The sequence below is a fragment of the Cellulomonas sp. Leaf395 genome (genome assembly GCF_001424125.1).
Lineage (GTDB): Bacteria > Actinomycetota > Actinomycetes > Actinomycetales > Cellulomonadaceae > Cellulomonas.
Genome location: NZ_LMQI01000004.1, coordinates 344,164 through 359,073 on the forward strand (window position 1 = coordinate 344,164; position 14,910 = coordinate 359,073).

A 14,910-nucleotide genomic window follows, 5' to 3' on the forward strand; every position below is an offset into this window, starting at 1 on the left:
GGCGTGCGGATCGACGACGTCTTCCTCGGCGGCGCGGGTCACCTCCCCATGATGGCGTCGATGATGCCCTGCTGGGTCACCGTCGCGGAGCTCCGGTCGAACAGCGCGAACCCGTACTGGCCGTTGTGGCCGTTGTCCCAGTAGGCGGTGGCCACACCGTACTTCGCCGCCGTGGCGACGAGGGTCCGGGCGTAGTCGGCGCGGTACCTGGTGTTCGACGGGTCGAACGCCGTCTTGTCGATGGAGCCGTACTCGCCGATGAGCACCGGGTACCCGTTCACGGTGAACTTGTCGTGCATCTTCTTCAGCTGCGCGTCCATGAAGTCCTGCTGGCCCCACGTCGACTTCCTCGCCGGGTCGGTCGCGGCGGGACCCCACTGGGTGATGGCGCCGTTCTCCGTACCGGTGAAGTCCCACGGGTCGTAGAAGTGCGCGGAGATCATGATGCGCCGCTCGGCGCTGGGGACGGCGGTCGACCTGTACTGGTCGGTGGGCACGACGAAGCCGTAGCTGCCGGCGGTGTAGTCGATGTTGGTGTTCCAGCCCGGCACCAGCAGCCACCGGGAGGTGTTGTTGCCGCCGGTCCGGCGCACCGTGTCCACGAAGATCTGGTTGTACGCGTTGATGTTGGAGTAGCACGGCTGCGTGGGGGCGCCGTACTGCCCGTCGAAGTTCTCGTTCATGGACTCGAGGATCAGGCGCCCGCCGTAGCCCTTGAACGTCGACGCGACCTGCTGCCAGACCTTCTGGTACTTGTCCTTGATCGTGTCCTGCGCGGACGCGTCGCAGATGAGCCAGGAGCCGCCGACGCTCTTGTAGCCGTCGCCGTGCATGTTGATGATCACGTGCAGCCCGCGGTCGTAGGCCAGGTCCACGACCTGCTGGACCCGGCCGAGCCAGGCGGGGTCGACGGTGTAGCCCGGGGCGGAGCCGATCTTGCCGAGGTAGGAGACCGGGATCCGGATCGTCGTGAAGCCGGAGGCCTTGACCCGGTCGATGAGGGCCGATGTCACGACGGGGTTGCCCCATGCCGTCTCGCTGGGCGTCCCGTTGATGTTGGCTTCCAGCTGGTTGCCCAGGTTCCAGCCCTTGCCCATGCCGGCGATGAGCTGTGCGGCGTTGCCCGTGACCGGGCCGGTGGTCGGTGAGGGGGTCGGGGTCGGCGTGGTCGTCGGCCGCGGTGTCTGAGACGGAGTGGCTGACGGCGACGTCGTCGGCGAGCTGGACGGGGTGACCGGGCTCCCGGTGCACGCGACACCGTTGAGCGTGAACGCGCTCGGCGAGGGGTTGGTCCCGGCGTACGCACCGTTGAAGCCGACCGACGCGGTGCCGTTGGTGGCGATGGACCCGTTCCACGCGGCGTTGCGCACCGACACCGCCGCTCCGGACTGGGTGACCGTGCCGTTCCACAGCTGGGAGACGGTCTGGCCGGTGTCGAAGGAGAAGCGGAGGTCCCATGCGGTGACCGGATCGCCCAGGTTGGTCACCTGCACGCCGGCGCTGAAGCCGCCCTGCCACTGGTTGGGCACCGTGTAGTCGACACGGCAGCCGGCAGCGGCGCTCGCCTGGCCGGTGACCGCGACCGAACCGGTGAGGGCGACCAAGGCGACAGCGGCCGCGGTCAGCAGCTTGCGTAGTGAGAGCACGGGATGGGTCCCTCTCAAGAACGGGAGCGCCCAAAGGCCGTGGGCGGCCCTGGCGACGGACTGGCAAGCCCACCAGACGGACGCCGCCCGCGCAGCCGTGCGAATCGATTCACGCCGGCGGTCACGCCGAAGGGCGGACGAGGTGTCGCGCACGGACGAGCGCGACAGCCGCCAGTGGTGTGTCAGGTAGCGCTTCGAACGGCGTGGCGCACGTAGATCACGCCGTTGCCGAACCGTCGGTGATCGAGCAGCTCCAGGTCGAGTCGTACGCCCCGCGGCAGCGCCGGCTTACCGCCGCCCACGATCACCGGGCACAGGAGCAGCACGCACTCGTCGACGAGCCCGTGCCGGAACGCCTCAGCCCCGAGGGTCGCGCCGCCGATGCTCAGGTCCGAGCTGGACGCCTCCTTGAGCCGTCGTACCGCGTCTGGTTCGAACCGCCGCTCGAGCCTCGTCCGCGCTGTCGACACCTCGTCGAGCGTCGTGGAGTAGACGACCTTGTCGGCGTCGCGCCAGATCCCTGCGTACTCGCGGACGACGGCTGGTTCGGTCGTCAACCAGTCGTCGCTCTCCCAGACGCGCATCGTCTCGTACATGCGGCGGCCGTAGAGCGACGTGCCGATGTGCCGCTCGTGCTCGTTCCAGAACGCGTGCACCTCGTCGTCGGGTACCGACCAGTCGAAGGCGCCGTTCTCGTCTTCCAGGTAGCCGTCGAGCGAGGTGTTGGCTGCGTAGATCAGCTTGCCCATGAGTGCCTCCGGCCGGACGAGGACTCCAGGTTTGCAGCGACACGGAGGCGCCGGCAAGCGACAGGACGCAGGAGCGCCCACTGACGGCCCGGGCCCACGACGTAGCCGTCGAGCCGGTCAGCGCCCGAGTCCTGCGCACGAGCCGGATCGCGCTGTCGTCGTCCTGCACGCGCCCGTGTCCGCGGCGGCCGCGGCGCCATACCGGATGGTACGGTCCGGCCATGAGCGAGGCGCGGGACCGCTGGTTGGACGAGGGCATCCGGGTGCTGGCGGAGGAGGGTGCGACCGGCGTCCGCATCGACCGGATCGCTGCCCGGCTGGGACTGTCCAAGGGGTCGTTCCACCACCACTTCGACGGCGCCGAGGGGTTCAAGCGCGACCTGCTCGCCTACGTCGAGCGCCTGTCGACACAAGCCCTGGACACGGCGATCGCCGAGGTCGCGCCCGACGCCGACGCCCGGACGGTCCTCGGGCACCTGACCGCGCTCATCGAGCCGAGGGACGCCGGCCTCTACCGGCCGGAGCTCGACGTCGCGGTGCGGGCCTGGGCGACGTCCGATGCGGAGGTCCGCGACGTCCAAGCGCGGATCGACGAGGCGCGGATCGCCGCCCTGCAGCGGGTGTGGCGGCCCTACGTGACGACGGAGGCCGAGGCGCGGACCGCCGCGCTGCTGCCGTACCTGCTCTCGGTGGGAGCGAGCGTGGTGACCCCGCCGGTCGGGACAAGGGAGCTACGGGAGCTGTTCGAGCTGCTGCTGCCGCTCGTGCCGGACGAGCCGGCGGCGACCAGGGGGTAGGCGCCGGACGATCCTTGCTCCGTTCCATACCATGCCGTATGGTACGGAGCATGTCGTCGTTGCCCGAGCCGATCTGGCCCGTCGTGCTCCTCGCCTTCATCCAGGTGGTCGACGGGGTGCTCTGCATCGGGCCGGTGCGGTTCATCGCGCAGTGCTTCGAGGACGTGCACTTCCCCCGCACGTACTGGTGGGTGACTCCTCCGCTCAAGTTCGCGGCGGCGGCCGGCCTGCTCGCCGGCATCTGGATCCCGTACCTCGGCGCGGTCACGTGCGGTGCGCTGGTCCTGTACTTCGTCGTCGCCATCTCGATGCACGTGCGGGCTCGGGACTTCGGCCGCAACCTTCTGGTCAACGCGACCGGGATGCTCGTGCTCTGCGTCGCCACCCTCGTCTTCGCGTTCCTCCGATGACCGCCACAGTCCGTCACCGGCACCTGGACGACGTCGACGACTTCTACGGCGCGTCGGTCCCCGACCGCCCGGATCCAGAACGGCACGCGTGCATCGAGGGATCTCCGGCGACGCTCGCGTGTGCACCGCCCTGCGCCCGGAGACGCCCGGATCCGAACAGACGATCCGCGACCTGATCGCGGATCCTGACGGCAGCATGGAGAGGGAAGGAGTCGACCATGGTCGAGTACACAGCGAGCACGCGGATCGACGCGTCGCCTGAGGTGGTGTGGAGCGTCCTGTCGGAGGTCGAGGCGATGCCCACCTGGACCCCGACCATGAGCAAGGTGGCGGTGCTGTCGCCGGAGGCACTCGGCGTCGGCAGCCGGGTCCAGATCGACCAGCCGAAGATGCGCCGCGCGGTGTGGGAGATCGAACGGTGGCAGCCCGGGACCGGGTTCAGCTGGGTGACGCGCAGCCCGGGAGTGCGTACGCGCGGCGACCACGTCCTGGCGCCCACCACCGACGGCGCCAGCGAGATCACCCTCACGGTCACGCACGACGGCCCGCTGGCGGGAGTCGTGTGGGCCCTGACCGGCAAGCGCACCCGCGCGTACGTCGACCGCGAGCTCGCCGGTCTGGCGGCGCGGTGCGCCGAGCGGATCGGGCGCCCCTGACGGCAGCGCCCTGCCGTCTTTCAACCCAAGCGCCTGCTGCCGTCTCAGCGTCTTGTCCGAATCCTCAGGCCGTCGTCATAGCGGTAGGAGTACCCTCGGGCAGGAGGCACAGCCCTGCGGCGGCGCCGACCTCCAGCAGGGCGAGCGGTTGGGGCAGCTCCGCGAGGAACGGCAGGAGGACCGCGCAGCGGTTGGCCTCGTTGGTCTGGGTGGCGCGGGCGAGGATCGTCGCACGGACCTGCGGCCACTGCTCGAGCAGCGTTGTACGGAAGTCGTCGTAGGCACCCCTCGCGCCGTGCCATCGAGCGGCCGCGAACACGAGGTTCGGCTGACGCTTGGCACGCGGGAGCGACGTCAGCAGGTCAGCAACAACGGGATCCTCGCTGACCCCGATCGCCCAGGACTCGTAGGTTCGCGAGACGCCCCGAGCCTCTCGCACGCCGAACGCGCGATAAGCCTCGGCGACGGGGGTGCCGCCACGGTGGGTCGCCGGGTCCATCGGCCCAGGATGCCTGACGTGACGCGCACAGACTTGCCGAGGTCGATGCCTCGGGCCGCTGTGACCTGCGTGGGAGCTCGCGCAGGTGGCTGTCTCACGCTCGTGACCGAATCGGTCGGTACTGGAGTTCTGCGGGGTCAGCCGATGGTCGTGATTGGGGAGCCCGCGTGGGAAGGGGCCCCTCAGGTGGCAAGGAGCTCGGGCGTCGGTGTCACGGTGGTGATGCAGAACGGGTGGCCTGCGGGGTCCAGGAGCACCCTCCACCGCGAGTCCGGCTGCGGATCAGCCAGCCTGGCTCCCAGAGCCACCGCGCGCTTCACCGGCTCGTCCAGGTCGTCGCCGGCCGTCAGGTCGAGGTGAACGATCGAAGCGCGGCTCGGGGCGCGAGACCATGGCCTCCGACCGTTCCTCGGCCAGGTCTCTCGATCGGAGGCGTCGCAGGGAGTGCGAGCGTCGGATCAGCTCGGTCGTCGCCTCCTGGGCGAACTCGGTCAGGTGCCAGTTGAGCTTCTCGATCTCCGACCAGACCGCAGGCTCCGTCCGAGGGTCGGCCTTCAGGCGGTGCACCAGGCTTGTGCACAGGACGAAGCGGTAGTGCAGGCTGCTCGGGTGCTGCGGGTCGAGGTCGTCGCGGTAGTTCAAGAAGCTCAGTGCGTGTGACGCTCCGAGGTGCCGGCGGATTCCCTGGTGGTGGGTCCTGAGCTTCTCGTTCCACTCGTGAACCGTCGCGAAGTAGACCGCCTCGCGCTCGGCGAGCTTCTGCTCCGGCTCGTCGTCGCGCACGGACGAGTACCACCGGTAGAGGCCGTAGTACCGCCGGTCGATCGACGTGAGCACCTGCTCAAGCATGGTGGTGGCGTCGACGTACCCCTGCTTGGCGATGTCGAGCCGCGCCTGCCGGTTCCACTGGGTCCGCTGGAGGCCCGCGCCGAGCAGGCCGCCGAGGACGGTCGTGAGGACGAAGCCGATGACCAGGGACTGCATGTCGGCATCCATCGGAACTCCGTTCGCTGGTGCGTGACCCGGCACGAGGTGTGCGCGCGAGCGATGTAGGAACTCGACAGGGATGTCGACGCGATCCGCCCAGGACGACGCCCCTGCGTCATGGCGGAGGGGCGTCGTCGTGGCGGCAGACCTACAGCTTGAGTGAGATGAGCGACCCGTTGCCGAAGGCGTCGATGGTGGCGTAGAGCGTCGATCCGCTCACCTCGACGTCCGCAGCATTGGTCGCCGCGAGGAACAGGCTCGCGTCGTCGGACCCGGCAGGGATCTTGTAGATGCCCTCGCCGAAGAGCGACGCGACGTACACGTTGCCCGCTCCGTCGAGCGCCAGCCCCGTCGGCGACAGGATCCCTTCGGAATACACCTCGGTGGCTCCGCTCGCCGGCGCGATCCGGAACACGGCACCGCGGGCGCCGAGAGTGGCGTCCTCCGGTCCGCCCGGCAGCGACGACACGTACAGCCACCCGTCCGGGCCCATCTCGACGTCGGTCGGCACGGGCTCGAAGGCGTACGTCAGGCCGACGCAGTCAGTGAGCCCGAAGGCGGCAGCGAACTCCGCTGTGATCGTGGCGGGTCGCGGCGGGAGGACTGCCAGGGTCCGGATCGCGCCGGTCCCGAGGTCCACGGCGAGCACGGCGTTGATCCCGGCATCGGCGACGTAGGCGGTGTTGCCGACGACGGTGAGCGCGTACGGGTGGGAGTCGACCTCTCCCGTGTAGCTGACCGGGAACCCGATGGCCGTGACCTGCGCGACGCAGCCGGGGTTGGCCGCAGCGTCGGCCGCGGACAGCCCGAAGGTGGTACCGCCGTCGGGGTTGACTGACGTCTCGTAGGCACCGATCTGGTCCGTGATGGTGCTGACGTTCCCGCGCGCGTCGATCGCTTTGAGCGACCCTGCGAGCGGGCGGGGGTCCTCGGGCCCCGCACCCTGGCTCTCCAGGAAGTAGGCCGTGCTCCCCCGGTAGTCGACGCCGGCGACGTCCCACTCCGGACCTCCGTCGTACAGGGTCGACGTCGACCCCTTGTTGACAGTCGTGAGCAGGGAGGCGAACTCCTGGGAGACCGTGACCGACTTCCCGGGCCCGACAGCCAGGTGTAGCGGGCCGATCAGACCCTGCGCCAGCGTCTCAGGCCCGGTCGGCGGCGGTGCTGCGGTAGCGGCTCCGACCGGTCCGAGGACCATGATCGCGGCGGCGGTGACGGCAAGAGCAGGAATCCTCATGACTCTCTCCTTCGAGCGACATTCGAGGTATTCAGGACATTTCGCCCCGGCCTGACGGTACGCGCAGTCCCCAAAGCCCCACAACCGCCGACCTGCCCACAGACGGACCGAGCTGTAGGAACCCACCGGACTTGTCCGCCACGCGGCGCTCTGACCTGCGCCCTGGCAGGAGCGTCTGCGAGCCTCTGTCTCCCGCTCGTGTCCGGGTCCTCAGCTGGGGCGCGCGGGCACGTTCTACCGGCCATCGCCGATGTCCGGATGCGGACGCCGAGGCGCTGCGGGCATCTCAGCCTGCCTGTGGCGGACGCGGGTCGCTCATCGCCCACCGGCACGGGGCCCAAGCGATCCGTAGGCTGGTCGAGATGTCGAATCCCCTCTTGGTGGTGCTTTCTGGCCGGCCTGGTACCGGCAAGACGACGCTGGCGCGTGCGCTCTGCCGCGAGCTGCACGCGGTCCACCTGCGCGTGGACGCCATCGAGACATCCGCGGCGCCCTTCATGAACGGCCCGGTGGGAGCGCTGGGCTATGCCGTTGCCCATGAGATCGCGGTCGGCAACCTCGCACTGGGCCTCACCGTTGTCATCGACGCGGTCAATCCTGTACCTGAGGCGCGGGCAGGTTGGCCGGTCGCGGCCCGGCGCGCCGAGGCGGCGATGGTCGTGCTTGAGACGTACGTGAGCGACGCGGACGAGCACAGGCGTCGCGTTGAGGCGCGCCTGCCCGACATGCCGGGCCAGACGGTGCCGACATGGCGGGACGTCGAGCGGTCCGAATGGGCGAACTGGGACCAGGAGCGCGACGGCCGACGAGTCCGCATCGACATGAGGGACCCCCGAGCAGGGCTCACCAACGCCATCCGGGAGTGTCGCGCTCTTCGGCGGCTGTGACTCCCGATCAACAGGGGTCGGGGCTGAATGCCGCACTGAGTATCTGACCCGTGGGCCCCGACCCCATGGACGAGCGGTCCCCGGCGGAGCGGTCAGCCCGTCGATCCCTCGACGCTCCGGAGCAGCGTCGCCGCGTCGTCGTTCTCGGGATCGAGGTCGAGGGCCCGCCGCAGGAGCTCGGCTGCCTGACCGGCGTCGCCGTCCACAAGGTGCGCCCACCCGGTCATCGCCCACGCCTGCGACGAGTCCGGCCGGATCGTCGTCCAGACGTCCAGGAGCGGTCGGACCAGCTCGGGCCGGTGCAGCTCGATGGCGCCCCAGACGGCATCCTCGAAGCGCCCGTCGTCGACGTCGACCTCGGCGGGGGCAGCCAGTTCCAGCCGGTGGAACGTCTCGACCGCAGCCGCCTTGCCCCCGGCCTCGAGGGCAGCTGCCACCGGCAGCGTGATCGGCTGGAGATGCGCGTCGATCTCGGTCGCCTCCGCCGGGAGGTCAAGGGCGAGGTCGAGCGCGGCGCTCACGACGGTGCGCATGGGGGCGGCGTTGGAGTTCGACAGCACCACGACCCCGATCCCGCGGTCGGGGAGCAGCGCGATCCGCGACTCGAAGCCGGGATCACCACCGCTGTGGCCCACCATCCGGTGTCCGCGGTAGGTGCCGAGGAACCATCCCAGAGCCATCGCCTCGCTCCACGGCGGGTCCCCGACCTCCGCCTGCCGCTGCCACATCCGCTCGGGCACGCTGGTGTCGGCGAGGGTTCCCAGCATCCACCGGGACAGCTCGGCCACGCTGGAGTGCAGCGTCGAGCTCGGTGCGTGCCGTCGGGTGTAGGGGTAGGCGCCGGTCGGAACGACCAGTGGTGCTCCGACATGTGGGGAGGAGGCGAGCTCCGACGGGACGTCCGCGCGCAGGAACGTGCTGTGCACCATGCCGGCCGGGTCGAGGACGAGGTCCTTCATCGCAGTCTCGAACGTCCGCCCGGTCACGGTGGCGACGACGTGCCCGAGCACCTCGTACCCGGCGTTGCAGTAGGCGAACTGGGCGCCGGGTGTCGTGGTCAGGCTCGCGCCGGACAGGCCGCGGACGAACTCGGCCAGGGCGTCGTCGCCCAGCTGCGGGTCGTGCCAGCCGTAGTCCACGACGTCGGGCAAACCGCTCGTGTGCGTGAGCAGGTGACGCAGGGTGACCTCGGACTGCCGCCCGTCGGCCAGGCGCAGCTCAGGTATCCACCGGACGACAGGGGAATCGAGGTCGAGCGCGGGCTCGCTCTGCTCTGGTCCGGCGGTCGCCAGCCCGACCACGGCCGCCGCGACGAACGGCTTCGACACCGACGCCAGGTGGAACAGCGTGTCGGTTGTCACCGGGCTGCCAGTGCGGACGTCGCGCGTCCCGAACCCGCGGGCCAGGACGACCTCGCCGTCTTGCACCACCGCGACCGCAAGACCCGCGAGACCGTGCGCCTGCACCAGCCGCTCGATCAGCGGCCACAGCGACGCCTCCGCCCGACGCTCCGCAGAAGTCACTCGCCCACTCTCTCGCACACACGCCGCTGGCCCTTCCAAGGGTGTAGGAACTCAGCCGAGTTGTCAGAGAGGCATCGGTCTGACCTGCGGTTGGACAAGTAGGTGAGACGCGCTTCGTCTCACCTACTTGTCCACATCCTCCGGTGCCGCTGGGGCGGTCCCAGGGACGCCCGCCCGGCGGTGGGTTCGTGCGTCAGGTGGTGCACGCCCCGTGCGCCGAGCCGGTGTCCCGCTCTGACCGGAGACGACAGCGACAAAGTCGTCGACGATCGCCGCGACCTTGTCGACGGGGGCGAAGCCGGTTCTGTGTTGGTCGGGCCGGATGTCGGTCCCCGCGATGCCCGCCGTGGCAACCGCCAGGAGTGCAGCGATCGCGAGGGCACCCACCCACGCCCTGCGCCGCTCGCTTGCCACGAGGCGTCGGAGCGGGCCGACGAGGATCAGGGCCATGCCGACGAACGCGACGCCGGCGGTGGTCTTCCCGGCGACGAGCAGGACCACGCTGCACGCACACAGCGACGAGGCCCAGATCGCTCGCGCGAGCCCGTGGCCGGTCGTCGACCCCTCTGCCATGGTGTGTCTCCCGATAGTGAGTGACGTGGCGGACCGAGGCGAGCCGCGCGGCGGATGATCAGGTGAGGTTGCGGCGGACGCGCCAGAGGCACAGTCCGGCGAGCGCGAGGCTGAGCCCCACGTAGACGGCCGACTCTCGCGCCTGCATCGGCCAGAAGTGGCTCAGCGGCTGGTAGCGAACCTGGAACTGGTATCCGAGCTCGCCCATCTCGGCGAAGCATGCGGCACGGTCCTGGTTCACCGGCGACACGCACGGGCCTGAGGCGGACACCGGGATCGAGTCGACGACGGTGCCTGAGGGATCGACGATGGTGCTGGACAGGAACCACGCACCACTGCTGCCGGGAAGCAGGGCGGCGCTGTCCGGGCCGACCCGTTCGACCGTGAAGCCGTCGCTCCTGTGGTCGCTGATCTCGGTCGTCGTCTCCACGGGCGCCGCCAGGTGAGGGCGGACGAGCACCGGGAACAGGACCTGCGCGGTGATCAGGAGCGCGACCGTGGCCGCCATGGCAGCGGTCGTGCGTCGCACCAGCATGCCCACCGTCACGCCGAGCACGAAGGCGAACAAGGCGTAGGCCACGGGTGCGACGCCCCTGGCGGCGAACATCAGGGGATCCATGAGCGGGAAGTCCCCGATTGCCACCTCGTCGAGCGGGGACGACCACCAGGACACGGCCGCTGTGCAGAGAGCCGCGGTCAGCATGGCGGCAAGCGACAGCACGCGCAGCTTGACCAGCAGCCAGTGGCGTCGCGTCGTGCTCTGGTTCCAGGCGACGAAGTGCGTGCCCGTCTCCACCTCGCGCGCCACCAGCGGGGCGCCCCAGAAGGTGCCGACGAGAGCGGGCACGACGAGCACGAGGGCGATGGCTGCCAGCCACGCGGACCTGTTCTCCCGGAAGAACGCCTGGGCGACCACCGAGCACTCCGGCCCGCCGCTGCCGCACGCGGGCCGCAGGGCGGAGTAGCGATCGCGCAGGCCCACGCCCGTGGCCGCCAGCAGCGCGAGGATCACCGCGAGTGCGGCCGTCGTGGCGTAGGCCGCGGTGCGGAACTGCCGCAGAGCGAGCCAGGTCACTGCGCCACCCCCAGGAGCGTCCGGTCCGGCGGGGCCGCGACCATGTACGCGATGACCAGGTCCTCCAGCGTGAGCCGGCTGACCGTCCACGTCGGGTCGAGGAGCGGCTCCCTCGCGCGCACGATCAGGGTGCTGTGGCGCTCGGTGTGGCTCGCGCAGATCACCTTGTGACTCCGAGGGATTCGACTGCCCTCGCGCCGGGCACCGGTGAGGCGATGATGGGTCGCGAGCAGCTCGTCGACGCTTCCGGCCAGGACCACCCGGGACTCGGCCAGCACCACCAGGTAGTCGCAGAGGCGCTCAAGGTCCGCGACGAGATGCGACGAGAGCATCACGGTCAGGTCGTTCTCCGCCATGGCCTCCATCAGGGACCCGAAGAACTCGCGACGAGCGACCGGATCGAGTGCTGCAACCGGTTCGTCGAGGAGCAGGAGCTCAGGTCGCTTGGCGAGGCCGAGGGTGAGTGCCAGCTGGGCGCGCTGGCCGCCGGAGAGCTGCCTTGCGCGACGACGCGGGTCGAGGCCCAGCCGTCGTATGCGAGCCTGTGCGAGGGCGTCGTCCCAGGCCGGGTTGAGCTTCGCCCCTAACCGCAGGTGGTCTCGCACCGACAGCCCCGCGTAGGTGGGCGTGCCCTGTGCGACGAACCCGACCTTCGCCAGCTGGACGCGACCCGAGCCCGGTCGTCCGCCGAGGACGGAGATGCTGCCGGCCGACGGGGTGAGCTGACCGCTCGCCAGACTCAGGAGGGTGGTCTTGCCGGCGCCGTTCGCGCCGACGAGCCCGACGACGCGGCCCGCCGGGATCTCGAGCGTGCAGTCGGCCAGCGCCCACGATCGCCCGTACCGCAGGCCGAGCCCGTCCGCCTCCAGCGCGGCGGTCACGCGACGTCGCCTCGGGCCTGCGCCCGGACCGCCGCGACGAACAGCGCCTCGATGCTCTCGTCGTCGAGCCCGGCCTGTCGGCTCCGTGCCAGCCAGTCGTGGAGCTCGCTGCGCAGGGCGCTGTGAGCCGCCAGTGAGGTCGAGCCCAAGGATCGGGTCACGAAGGTGCCGACGCCCGGACGGGCAGCGACGAGATCCTGGTGCTCCAGCTCCCGGTACGCCTTCTGGACGGTGTTGGGATTGATCGCCAGGCCGGCGACGACCTCCTTGACCGTCGGCAGCTGATCACCCTTCCGCAGCACCCCGAGCTGCAGAGCCTGGCGGACCTGCCGGACGAGTTGCAGGTAGGGCGGCAGTCCCGAGGCGGGTTCGAGGTAGAACTCGAGCATGGCGGACCATTTCACTAGGAAACTAGTGCGATCGTCAAACGTAGACCCCCGATCCGACGCCGGGCAAGTCTCCGCTCAGGGGTGCCCCGGAGTGTAGGAACCCATCGAAACTTTCCGGAGCCCGACGCTCTGACCTGCGGCAGGACAATTAGCTAGTACGGACGTTGTCTCACCTAGTTGTCCGAATCCTCCGCGGTCCCAGTTGAGGCCGCTTGAGTCCGGACCGACCGACGTGGGGAACCCGAAGTCTGCGTACCACGACCCGCGCCTGTGAAGCGAGGCACGATGGACGCCGTGACGAACGATGTGCGGGAGTACTGGGACAACGCGGCGGCGACCTTCGACGAGGCGGCCGACCACGGCCTGCTCGACCCGTCCGTGCGCGCCGCGTGGTCGCGAATGCTGATGCCCTTGCTCCCCGTGCACCGAGCGACCGTCGCCGATCTCGGGTGCGGAACGGGAAGTCTCTCGGTCCTGCTCGGCGAGGCCGGCTATGAGGTCACAGGACTGGATGTGGCACCCCTGATGATCGCGGCCGCCCGGCAGAAGGCACTCGCCGCCGGGCTGACGTCGACCTTCGTGGTCGGCGACGCGTCTGCTCCCGACCTGCCACCGAGCTCGTTCGACGTCGTCCTCGGCCGGCACGTCCTGTGGGCCCTCCCGGATCCGGCCGCGGCACTGGGCAGATGGATCGCGCTCCTGCGACCCGAGGGCCTCCTCCTGCTGATCGAAGGGCACTGGGACACCGGTGCCGGGCTCGCGGCGCAAGAGACGCTTGCGCTCGTCCGTCGGCACGGGCGGGACGCCACCGTCGTCCGTCTCGTCGAACCCGAGTTCTGGGGTCGAGAAATCACCGACGAGCGCTACCTGGTATCGAGTCGAGGCAGCGTGGACCGCGGACACGCAAACGCGACGACGGACACGCAGCGGACACGCTGACGCGAATCGGACGAGCTCAACGCGAACCCACATGTAGGAACTCAGCGGATCTGTCCGGGGCGCACCGCTCTGACCAGGCATCGGACAAGACGGTGAGACGGCCCGCGTCTCACGAACTTGTCCGAATCCTCAGGGCCAGCAAGACGGGGCGACCTTGCGCATCCGCGAGCGTCACCGATGCCGATGCCGGTGCCGGCATCGACGACGACGACGGGGGCCAGGCGTGCGGGCGCGGCCCCGGCTGCCACCCGTGCCGGGCGACGCGTTGCCCGGGGCTCCGGTGAAGTGCTCACGCGGCGCCGACGTACTCCAGGTGCCGGCGCCGGCGCAGCCGCACCGCGGTGATCGCGAGCGCGACGACGGCCATGCCGACGCCGTACGCGACCCAGTGCACGATCGCGGCGTCGACGTCCCCGACACCGTCGACGGCGTGCGCGACCAGCTCGCGAGTGGACCACAGCGGGAGCGCCTCGGCGACGGCTTTGGTGGGGTCGATGATCATCTGCAGGCCCACGATCGTGATGAGGACGAGCATGCCCTCGAGTTCGCGGGGGATGACCGTGCCGACGAGCAGGCCCAGGACCGCGGCGATCGTCCCGGACGCGACCAGCGCGAGCACGGCGGACCAGGGGTTCACGGTCTCCTGGTCGAGCGTGACGAGTACGGCATACAGGGCGGCGACAGACGCGCCCAGCCCCACGGTGGAGGTCAGTCTGCCCAGGTAGAGCCCGACGCTGCCGTGCCCGGCGAGACGGAGCCGCGGCTCGAGCGCGCGGACGCTGTTCGTGGCGAACAGCGCCACGGTGCTGACTGCCCACGCGAGGCCGAGGCTCGCGAACCGGATGGCCTGCCCCTGGAAGTCGTCGTGGCGGGCGGCGTAGAAGACGAGCGGGACGAGGACGAGCAGCAGGACGACGGTGCGACGGCCGAGCAGGTCACGGATGGTCATCTGGGCGGTCACGGCGAGGCCACGCATCAGTCGACCTCCGTCCCGGACAGGTCGAGCACGTCGTGGACGCGGTTCAGCTCGTGCAGCATGTGCGTGACGATGACGACCGCGCGGCCCTCGTCGCACCACTGGTCGACGAGGCCCCAGAAGTCCAGGTAGCTGCCGTGGTCGAAGCCCTGGTAGGGCTCGTCGAGCAGCACGACGCCCGGGTCGGAGAGCATCGTCGTCGTGACGTTGAGCTTCTGCCGGGTGCCGCCCGACAGGTGCCGGACCTGCTGCCGGCGGGGGACAGACCAGTCGAGCGCCGCCGCGACCCGGCTGCCCTCGGCGACCGCGGCCCGGCGGGACAGCCCTCGTCCGCGGCCGAACCAGGCGAGGTGGTCCTCGGAGGTGAGGAACCCGTCGAGCCCCATCTCCTGCGGGCAGTACCCGAGGCGGCCGTGCACGCGGACCGTGCCGCGGTCGGGCGAGACGAGGCCGGCGCAGACCTTCAAGAGGGTCGACTTGCCGCAGCCGTTCGCTCCCACGACGGCCAGCGACCGTCCTGCGGGGACGTGGAACGAGATGTCCGTCAGGACGCGGCGCCGCCCGTATGACTTAGTCACGGAGCGGACCTCGAGGCCACCGACCTTGGGCGATGGGACGGTCGGCGATGATGCCGGTGCGGGAGCGGAGCGGGAAACGGCGTCGTCGGAAGCCATGTGGCGACTCTA

The 14,910-nt window shown here is 70.2% G+C and carries 16 protein-coding genes and 1 pseudogene; 5 read left to right on the forward strand and 12 right to left on the reverse strand.

The genetic code is table 11. From position 1 onward, the window contains the following. Window positions 1-38: 38 nt before the first annotated feature. On the reverse strand, window positions 39-1,646 hold the full coding sequence (locus ASG23_RS19580) for a cellulase family glycosylhydrolase (protein WP_200941596.1): 1,608 nt from the start codon (window positions 1,644-1,646) through the stop codon (window positions 39-41). A gap of 182 nt (window positions 1,647-1,828) precedes the next feature. After that, window positions 1,829-2,395 carry a dihydrofolate reductase family protein gene (locus ASG23_RS13060; protein ID WP_056025585.1) on the reverse strand — a complete coding sequence of 189 codons (567 nt, stop codon included), beginning with the start codon at window positions 2,393-2,395 and terminating at the stop codon, window positions 1,829-1,831. Window positions 2,396-2,616: 221 nt separating this feature from the next. Here ASG23_RS13060 and ASG23_RS13065 point away from each other — a divergent pair, with 221 nt between their 5' ends. The 3 genes from ASG23_RS13065 to ASG23_RS13075 all read left to right on the forward strand — a co-directional run bounded on the left by ASG23_RS13065 (window position 2,617) and on the right by ASG23_RS13075 (window position 4,258). After that, window positions 2,617-3,192, forward strand: a complete 576-nt coding sequence (locus tag ASG23_RS13065; RefSeq protein WP_056025588.1) for a TetR/AcrR family transcriptional regulator — start codon at window positions 2,617-2,619, stop codon at window positions 3,190-3,192. 50 nt (window positions 3,193-3,242) lie between these two features. After that, the gene (locus ASG23_RS13070; RefSeq protein ID WP_056026299.1) at window positions 3,243-3,602 is read left to right on the forward strand and encodes a DoxX family protein; all 360 of its coding nucleotides are present in this window, start codon (window positions 3,243-3,245) and stop codon (window positions 3,600-3,602) included. 218 nt (window positions 3,603-3,820) lie between these two features. Beyond that, a complete protein-coding gene (locus ASG23_RS13075; RefSeq protein WP_056025591.1) occupies window positions 3,821-4,258 on the forward strand; it encodes an SRPBCC family protein in 438 nt (145 codons plus the stop codon). Between the two features lie 64 nt (window positions 4,259-4,322). On the opposite strand, the gene ASG23_RS13080 is transcribed toward ASG23_RS13075, so the two are convergent. The 3 genes and pseudogenes from ASG23_RS13080 to ASG23_RS13090 all read right to left on the reverse strand — a co-directional run bounded on the left by ASG23_RS13080 (window position 4,323) and on the right by ASG23_RS13090 (window position 6,981). Next, window positions 4,323-4,757 (reverse strand): DUF2332 family protein, encoded by a 435-nt coding sequence (locus ASG23_RS13080; RefSeq protein WP_056025594.1) that lies wholly within the window; start codon window positions 4,755-4,757, stop codon window positions 4,323-4,325. 182 nt (window positions 4,758-4,939) lie between these two features. After that, window positions 4,940-5,149, reverse strand: a pseudogene (locus ASG23_RS20145) (VOC family protein); the annotation flags it as partial. A gap of 743 nt (window positions 5,150-5,892) precedes the next feature. Further along, complete coding sequence (locus ASG23_RS13090) at window positions 5,893-6,981, reverse strand: ScyD/ScyE family protein (RefSeq protein WP_056025599.1); 1,089 nt, start codon at window positions 6,979-6,981, stop codon at window positions 5,893-5,895. 362 nt (window positions 6,982-7,343) lie between these two features. Here ASG23_RS13090 and ASG23_RS13095 point away from each other — a divergent pair, with 362 nt between their 5' ends. After that, window positions 7,344-7,868 (forward strand): AAA family ATPase, encoded by a 525-nt coding sequence (locus tag ASG23_RS13095; RefSeq protein ID WP_056025602.1) that lies wholly within the window; start codon window positions 7,344-7,346, stop codon window positions 7,866-7,868. 92 nt (window positions 7,869-7,960) lie between these two features. Here ASG23_RS13095 and ASG23_RS13100 read toward each other — a convergent pair whose 3' ends face one another. From ASG23_RS13100 to ASG23_RS13120, 5 genes are all read right to left on the reverse strand, one after another. Then, the gene (locus ASG23_RS13100; protein WP_056025605.1) at window positions 7,961-9,391 is read right to left on the reverse strand and encodes a serine hydrolase domain-containing protein; all 1,431 of its coding nucleotides are present in this window, start codon (window positions 9,389-9,391) and stop codon (window positions 7,961-7,963) included. Window positions 9,392-9,514: 123 nt separating this feature from the next. Next, window positions 9,515-9,964: a hypothetical protein gene (locus ASG23_RS13105; RefSeq protein ID WP_056025608.1), complete on the reverse strand. Its 450-nt coding sequence runs from the start codon at window positions 9,962-9,964 to the stop codon at window positions 9,515-9,517. Between the two features lie 58 nt (window positions 9,965-10,022). Beyond that, window positions 10,023-11,039 (reverse strand): hypothetical protein, encoded by a 1,017-nt coding sequence (locus ASG23_RS13110; protein WP_056025611.1) that lies wholly within the window; start codon window positions 11,037-11,039, stop codon window positions 10,023-10,025. Then, window positions 11,036-11,920, reverse strand: a complete 885-nt coding sequence (locus ASG23_RS13115) for an ABC transporter ATP-binding protein (protein WP_056025614.1) — start codon at window positions 11,918-11,920, stop codon at window positions 11,036-11,038. The genes ASG23_RS13110 and ASG23_RS13115 overlap by 4 nt, the downstream gene beginning before the upstream one ends. Beyond that, window positions 11,917-12,309 carry a GntR family transcriptional regulator gene (locus ASG23_RS13120; RefSeq protein ID WP_056025617.1) on the reverse strand — a complete coding sequence of 131 codons (393 nt, stop codon included), beginning with the start codon at window positions 12,307-12,309 and terminating at the stop codon, window positions 11,917-11,919. Before ASG23_RS13120 ends, ASG23_RS13115 begins: the two co-directional genes overlap by 4 nt. Window positions 12,310-12,603: 294 nt before the next feature. Here ASG23_RS13120 and ASG23_RS13125 point away from each other — a divergent pair, with 294 nt between their 5' ends. Next, window positions 12,604-13,248, forward strand: a complete 645-nt coding sequence (locus ASG23_RS13125) for a class I SAM-dependent methyltransferase (RefSeq protein ID WP_200941597.1) — start codon at window positions 12,604-12,606, stop codon at window positions 13,246-13,248. Window positions 13,249-13,537: 289 nt separating this feature from the next. Here ASG23_RS13125 and ASG23_RS13130 read toward each other — a convergent pair whose 3' ends face one another. Both ASG23_RS13130 and ASG23_RS13135 read right to left on the reverse strand, forming a co-directional pair. Next, window positions 13,538-14,224 carry a hypothetical protein gene (locus ASG23_RS13130; RefSeq protein ID WP_056025620.1) on the reverse strand — a complete coding sequence of 229 codons (687 nt, stop codon included), beginning with the start codon at window positions 14,222-14,224 and terminating at the stop codon, window positions 13,538-13,540. After that, window positions 14,224-14,802, reverse strand: coding sequence for an ATP-binding cassette domain-containing protein (locus ASG23_RS13135; RefSeq protein ID WP_200941598.1), 579 nt, complete (start codon window positions 14,800-14,802; stop codon window positions 14,224-14,226). The genes ASG23_RS13130 and ASG23_RS13135 overlap by 1 nt, the downstream gene beginning before the upstream one ends. Window positions 14,803-14,910: the final 108 nt, after the last annotated feature.

Excerpts from the sequence above, each read along its gene's own strand:
- ASG23_RS13075 (WP_056025591.1), top strand. The coding sequence starts at position 3,821 with ATGGTCGAGTACACAGCGAGCACGCGGATCGACGCGTCGCCTGAGGTG.
- ASG23_RS13105 (WP_056025608.1), bottom strand. The coding sequence starts at position 9,964 with ATGGCAGAGGGGTCGACGACCGGCCACGGGCTCGCGCGAGCGATCTGG.
- ASG23_RS13070 (WP_056026299.1), top strand. The coding sequence starts at position 3,243 with ATGTCGTCGTTGCCCGAGCCGATCTGGCCCGTCGTGCTCCTCGCCTTC.
- ASG23_RS13130 (WP_056025620.1), bottom strand. The coding sequence starts at position 14,224 with ATGCGTGGCCTCGCCGTGACCGCCCAGATGACCATCCGTGACCTGCTC.
- ASG23_RS13095 (WP_056025602.1), top strand. The coding sequence starts at position 7,344 with ATGTCGAATCCCCTCTTGGTGGTGCTTTCTGGCCGGCCTGGTACCGGC.
- ASG23_RS13080 (WP_056025594.1), bottom strand. The coding sequence starts at position 4,757 with ATGGACCCGGCGACCCACCGTGGCGGCACCCCCGTCGCCGAGGCTTAT.
- ASG23_RS13120 (WP_056025617.1), bottom strand. The coding sequence starts at position 12,309 with ATGCTCGAGTTCTACCTCGAACCCGCCTCGGGACTGCCGCCCTACCTG.
- ASG23_RS13060 (WP_056025585.1), bottom strand. The coding sequence starts at position 2,395 with ATGGGCAAGCTGATCTACGCAGCCAACACCTCGCTCGACGGCTACCTG.
- ASG23_RS13090 (WP_056025599.1), bottom strand. The coding sequence starts at position 6,981 with ATGAGGATTCCTGCTCTTGCCGTCACCGCCGCCGCGATCATGGTCCTC.
- ASG23_RS13065 (WP_056025588.1), top strand. The coding sequence starts at position 2,617 with ATGAGCGAGGCGCGGGACCGCTGGTTGGACGAGGGCATCCGGGTGCTG.